The following is a 2,322-nucleotide window of genomic DNA, read 5'->3' as shown; positions in this document are numbered from 1 at the left end:
TCTGATTCATAAATTGTATATTTCCATTCTGGTCGTAGGAGAGCCCACTAACAGAAAAGTCAACCTGATTCTTAGTCCATGTTGTGGTACCTGTATTCTGCTGGTTAAAATCGGCTCCGGTTAACCTGTTTACATTGTCATAGGCAAAATCGTATTTACGGTTTATCTGGTCGCTTTGGCTGCGCCATATGGTCCCGCTGATATTACCATTGAATTGCGGCGTGTTGTAGGAGGTGCCCGTTACAATTGAATTGGGCTGGTCATACCCCAGCTCGTATCCAAAGAAGTTGCCGGTATTGGTTTTTACATAGTTTCGATTAGCACCGAGCTGCCAACCCCTGATGTTGTAGTCGTATTTTAGGCTATCCAGGTTATCTCCTAACGTTTTAGTGATCAGTTGGCCCAAGGCATTGTACCTGTTTTGTGCGATTACTTTTAAAGTACCTGTTTCATTGATCTGCTTTGCAACGCTTATCAGGTGACCGGCATGATCATAATTAATAACCGTTAAAAGCTTTGTTTCGGGAGTAGTAGCACTTCGTGGATTTCTTTGCCGTTGAAAAGTACTGAGTATCTTCCCTTCAAAATCATAAAGGTGGCTGGTAACATCTTTTCCATTATTGAGATTTTCGGAAACTACCTGTATTTGTCTGCCTTTATCATCATAGTAAATAGTACTGGTCAGATATTGTTTGGAGCCCAGTACCAGGGTTTTAGTGCCGGTGATCATCCCTTTTGTCATGCTGCTGTTTGTACTGGAAGGTTCAGCAGTGATGCTACTTCCAGCGTTCGGCTTCGACAGATCTGCCTGCTCCAGCGGAAGCGCACCCGTGAAATTATAATCGTCGTAAAAAGTATAAGTAAGTGGTGTAAGTGCATTGGGATCAATGGTTGCCAGCGTATTGGTTGCCGTAATGCTGGTGTTGCCATTATTAGCGGCGGGGTTGATGAGGATCTCGGTTTCAGCACCAGTGCCGGTGTCAAATCCGGATGTTAGGGTAACGCTGCTTGTAGCTTCGTACCTGTTGTCGCCATCATAATTGGCGATCACCAGGTCTGCAACACCTGGAAATGTAAAAGGAATGGAGGTAGTTCCCCGGGAATTATTAAGGCTCGTTTGCAAGGTACTACGGCTGGCGGTATTATTATATAGTGCCGTCATCATGACGCGGTTTTGGCTATCATAAAAGGTCGCCAGCCATTGGTTTTTGACTTTCAGATTGCCATCTTGCGAAAATACCAGTCTGTCACGGAGGTCATATACCATTTCATTGAATGCGGCACCGGGGATTTTTTTTCGTATTAGCCTGCTCCTTTCATCATATTCATAAATGAAGCATAGTTCGTTGACAACATCTGTCAGGCCGGTGAATGACCAGCTGCCAGACAGGGTGGCTACTGCTTTAGGAGGAATAACGAACCGCAGGTTATTAAAATCATCGTAGACATAATAAGTACAAAGCCAGTCTGTATGAGGATCTTGGGGACTATTGGTAAGTTGCGATTTTTTTAAAATCAGCTTTCCTTCTTTGTCTTTGAATTCGATCAGTTGTTTTCCCTGTTCATCGATCGTGGTGTTTTTATATAAGTCACCTGCTGGATAGCTGGCTGCCACTGGTAAAGCTCCGGAGGTACTGCTGATGGTCCACTTTTTCACACCATCAGTCGTAGTATTTACAGCATCGATAGATTTAATGACATGTTCGCCAGGTTGCCAGGGTTGACCTGCTGCTCCTTTTTCAACAACCCGGTTAAGTGGAGAGAATTCCAGCAAACTTTGCTCGTATGGACGTGCATCCTTTGCTATGTCAGTTATAGTCATGTTAGACGGACTGTAAAAGTTCACCTGGCCAGCATACGCATCCGCCCTGAAACTGCCGTAAGTTGTTCCGGTTATATCTGAATAGGGAAGGATTTTTTTTATTATCCGCCCGTACACATCATATTCAACGGGAGTAATGATATCTTTTTTATCCGAGGCTCCCTTTATAACAATGCTTTGAACAGGACGCCCCAACCCGTCAAAATAGCTCACGGTTTTATTACTTTTCTCGGGGGGTAATCCGTCTACTTGCGCCTGGGTAGTGACACCGGCCGTATTTACGATTGTTTTATAAACAAAGTTATTTTGGGTGCTTACCTGTGCTTGTACGCAAGGGATATTCAGTAAAATGCAGCTTAGTAAAATATATATAGTATACCTCATGGGGGGAATATTAAAGATGATTAATCTACTGCGCAGGGCGTAGGGTTATATTCTGTATAGGTCTCGGAATAACTTCCATCACTCCATACGTAAACAAATAAACATTTGTACCCTCG

At 43.6% G+C, this 2,322-nt stretch carries 1 protein-coding gene; it reads right to left on the bottom strand.

All coding sequences use genetic code 11. From position 1 onward, the window contains the following. Window positions 1-2,206, bottom strand: a 2,206-nt coding sequence (locus tag VIP81_RS01875; RefSeq protein ID WP_331956781.1) for a DUF6443 domain-containing protein, incomplete at its 3' end; no start/stop codon positions are given. Window positions 2,207-2,322 lie beyond the last annotated feature (116 nt).

The organism is Chitinophaga sp. (assembly GCF_036566945.1).
In the GTDB taxonomy this organism is placed as follows: domain Bacteria; phylum Bacteroidota; class Bacteroidia; order Chitinophagales; family Chitinophagaceae; genus Chitinophaga.
Note: the sequence above shows the minus strand (reverse complement) of the source record. Positions and strands in the feature narration are given on the sequence as shown.